Here is a 3748-nt window from a genome sequence, read left to right on the forward strand (position 1 = left end):
AAAGCCGCAGACACGCCCTTTCCCTCCTACCGCATGCCTGTGGGCTTTCCCTTTTCCTCATGCAACGTACTACGCATCCCTCATCCCCTGATAAAGCGCGCTGGGGAGAGGGTGGGGAGTTTGAGGGGAGGGAGGACCGCTCTCGCGCCAGCAGAGGGGTCCTTCCTCCCCTCAAGCCCTTCGTGCCCCAAAACGCCCGAAGCCCCGGCAAGGCCGGGGCTTCGTCATCACATCGATCCATCAAGGGAACAAAGGTATCGACCTCCCGATCAGGACCGGGACTGTTCCGCCTGTTCTTCCTTTTTCTGCTGCTCCAGCAGACCGGCCGCCCGCAGGGCCTGCCGCCGCTGCCGGGCCATCTGGCGCAGGTCGGCCACGCTGTCGCTCTCGTCCATGATCTCGCTGCCGAGCATCTCTTCGAACACGTCCTCCAGCGTCACCACACCGGCAAGGCCGCCGTATTCGTCGAGCACGGCGAACAGGTGCGAGCGCGAGTGCAGCAGCTCCTTGAGCAGCTTGTCCAGGGTCTGGCTCTCCAGCACGAAGTGCAGGGGCTTCATGATCTCGGAAAGCGGCGTCTCGCCCTTTTCTTCCAGCAGGCAGTGGAGGATGGTACGGCGGTCCACCAGGCCCACCAGATCCTCGTTGTCCTCGCCGTAGACGGGGATGCGGCTCACATGCCACAGGCGCGGGTTCTTGTAGGCCTCGGCGGCGGTCATGTCCTCGGGCAGGGAGAAGACTACGGTGCGCGGGGTCATGATGTCGTAGACGCGCTTCTGGTCCAGGGCCAGGATGTTGCGGATGTAGGCTTCCTCATAGGCCTTGATCTGCCCGGCCTGGCGCGACAGGCTGGTCACGGCGCGGATGTCGTCCTCGGAGATGTCCGGGCCGTTGGACGGCGGGGTCAGCAGACGGGTCAGCAGGCCCGTCAGCCAGATGACCGGGGTCAGCAGCTTGACCGCCACTTCCAGCGGTCGGGCCAGCACTACGGCGATGGAGGTGGCATAGGCCACGCCCAGGGTCTTGGGCACGATCTCGCCGAAGGCCAGGATGAGCACCGTGAAACCGGCGGCGAACAGGGCCATGTATTCGGCGCCGAAAGCCGCCATAAAGGCCGCGCCCGCCACGGCGGAGCCCGCGGTATTGGCCACGGTGTTCAGGGTCAGGATGGCGGCGATGGGTTTTTCCACATTGCTGCGCAGACGGAAGAGCACTTCCCCCACGGGCCTGCCGTCGTTGCGGATCTTCTCGATGGCCGACCAGGGCACGGCGTACAGGGCCGCCTCCGTCAGGGAACAGGTGAAGGAGATGACGACCGCGACACTGACAGCGAGAATCAGGGTGAGCATAGGTCCCTCGTGAAAAATGGAAAGCCGCCGCAAGGCATCCGGCGGCTTGCATGAACGTATCTCCGGCATATATCCTGTGCAGGCGGCCTTGGCAATGTGCCGCAGCAAAGGAGAAGCCCATATGGAACGTCTTGCGGAGGAGATCCGACGAAGGGCCGGGGAGGCCGGCCCGCGACTGACGGCCCTGCGCCGCCACCTGCACCGCCATCCTGAACCGGCCTGGGGCGAATACCTGACCGCTTCGCTGGTGGCCCGTGCCCTGCAGGATGCCGGTTTCCGGCTCACCCTGGGGGCCAATGCCCTGCGGCCTTCGGCCCGTCCCCGTCAGCCCGAGGCGGCCTTCTGCGCGGCCCAAAGCGGTCGTGCCCTCAACGAGGGCGCCGACCCCACCCTGGTGGCCTGCATGGCCGGCGGCCTCACGGGCCTGTGGGGCGATCTGGACCTGGACGCCCCCGGCACCCCCGAAGACGAGCGCGGCCCGCTGGTGGCCTTCCGTTTCGATATGGATGCCAATGCCGGCATCACCGAGGCCACGGACAAGGATCACGTCCCTGCGGCGCAGGGCTTCGCCTCCTGCCATGCGGGCTGCATGCATGCCTGCGGCCATGACGGCCATGTGGCCCTGGGCGTGGAGCTGGCCCGGCTGCTGGGCGGCCTGCGGGACGAACTGTCGCGCCACCTGAGCGGCCGCATCCGCCTGATTTTCCAGCCTGCCGAGGAAGAGGGCGAAGGCGCGCCCGGCATGGTGGCCGCCGGGGCCGTGGACGGCGTCCGGGCCCTGTTCGGCCTGCACCTGAGCATGCAGGCCAGCCGCAGCGGCGATCTGGTCTGCGGTACGGACAAGTTCCTGGCCACCACCAACTTCGAAGTCTTCTTCACCGGCCAGAGCGCCCATGCCGGGCTGGCCCCGCACGAAGGCCGCAACGCCCTGCTGGCCGCCTGTACGGCCGTGACCAACCTGCTGGCCATCGCCCGCCACGGCCAGGGCGCCTCGCGCATCAACGTGGGCGAGATGCACGTCAACGAGACCCCCAACATCATCCCGGCCAAGGCCTGGCTGCGCGGCGAGACCCGCGGCGAGAACGGGGACATCAACGGCTATATGCTGGCCGAGGCCCGGCGCGTGGTGGATGGCGCGGCGCGCATGCACGGCTGCCGCAGCCGCTTCCTGTGCCAGAGCCACTGCCCGGGCGCCATGTCCAGCCCCGAGCTGGTGGATCTGGTGGAACGCACGGCCCGGGATATGGGCACCTTCCACGAAGTGCGCCGCAAGGCCGATTTCTGGGCCTCGGAGGATTTCGGCTGGTTCATGAACAAGGTGCAGGAAGACGGCGGCCTGGCGGCCTATCTGCAACTGGGCGCCAACAGGCCCGACGGGCACCATACCAGCCATTTCACCTTTGACGAGAGCGTCCTGCCCCGGGGCCTGGAACTGCTGGCCCGGCTGGCCGTGGCCGCACTGGCCCGGCGCCTGGACTGAGCCCGTGCCACAGGACAGGCCCATGAGCGCCCCCTCCCCGTCCTGCCCAGATGATGCCGCGGCCCGGCGTCTGGCCCGCAGCATGGCCGTGGTCTCGGCCTTTTGCCTGACCGGCGATACCATGCTCTACATCGCCCTGCCCCTGTTCTGGCAGGAATGCGGCCTGACCGCGCTCTGGCAGGTGGGCGTGCTGCTGGCCGTCAACCGGCTGGTGCGTCTGCCGCTCAACCCGCTGGTGCGCCTGCTCTATACCCGCATCGACCAGCGCACCGGCATGGCCCTGGCCGTGGTGCTGGCCGCCTCGACCACCCTGCTGTACGGCGTGGCCCAGTCCTTTGCGCTCTGGCTGCTGCTGCGCTGCCTTTGGGGCCTGGCCTGGACGCTCCTGCGTCTCGGCTCCCTGTTCGCCCTGATGGCGGCCTCCCGCAAGGACAATCGCGGCTATCTCATGGGCAGTTACAACGGCCTCGTGCGCCTGGGCAGCCTGATGGGCATGATCGGCGGCGGCCTCCTGGCCGACCTGCTGGGCTTCTCCACCGTGGCCCTGCTCTTCGGCGCCCTGACGCTGACGGGCCTGCCGCTGGCCCTGACCCGCATCCCCCGCAGCGGCCGCGCCACCGGAGCGGCGAGCCAGGCCGCCACGTCCCTGCTGGCGGGCCTGCACCTGCGCCGCCCCGACATGCGGCGTGCCTTCATCACCGGGCTGCTGGTGGCCTTGGTCTTCCAGGGCATCTACGCCGCCACCCTCAGCCGCATGGTGGCCCTGCATGTGGGCGAGCTGGTCCTTGCCGGCGGCCTCGTCATCGGCTGCGCCACCCTGGCCGGTACGCTGCAGGCCCTGCGCTGGCTCTGGGAACCGTGGCTGGCGCCGTGGTTCGGCCGCCTTTCCGACGGTGCGCGCGGCCGGGGCCCGGTGCTG

3 protein-coding genes are annotated in these 3748 nt (G+C 68.6%); 2 read left to right on the plus strand and 1 reads right to left on the minus strand.

Translation table 11 applies throughout. From position 1 onward, the window contains the following. Positions 1-269: 269 nt before the first annotated feature. Positions 270-1349 carry a CNNM domain-containing protein gene (locus DESPIG_RS06985; RefSeq protein WP_006006750.1) on the minus strand — a complete coding sequence of 360 codons (1080 nt, stop codon included), beginning with the start codon at positions 1347-1349 and terminating at the stop codon, positions 270-272. A 121-nt stretch (positions 1350-1470) separates the two neighbouring features. Here DESPIG_RS06985 and DESPIG_RS06990 point away from each other — a divergent pair, with 121 nt between their 5' ends. Continuing rightward, the gene (locus tag DESPIG_RS06990) at positions 1471-2829 is read left to right on the plus strand and encodes an amidohydrolase (RefSeq protein WP_006006753.1); all 1359 of its coding nucleotides are present in this window, start codon (positions 1471-1473) and stop codon (positions 2827-2829) included. Between the two features lie 22 nt (positions 2830-2851). Next, on the plus strand, positions 2852-3748 hold an 897-nt coding region (locus DESPIG_RS06995), incomplete at its 3' end, for an MFS transporter (RefSeq protein ID WP_050760289.1).

Source organism: Desulfovibrio piger ATCC 29098 (genome assembly GCF_000156375.1).
GTDB classification, from domain to species: domain Bacteria; phylum Desulfobacterota; class Desulfovibrionia; order Desulfovibrionales; family Desulfovibrionaceae; genus Desulfovibrio; species Desulfovibrio piger.

Coding starts and splice junctions, on each gene's coding strand:
- DESPIG_RS06990 (WP_006006753.1), top strand. CDS start 1,471: ATGGAACGTCTTGCGGAGGAGATCCGACGAAGGGCCGGGGAGGCCGGC.
- DESPIG_RS06985 (WP_006006750.1), bottom strand. CDS start 1,349: ATGCTCACCCTGATTCTCGCTGTCAGTGTCGCGGTCGTCATCTCCTTC.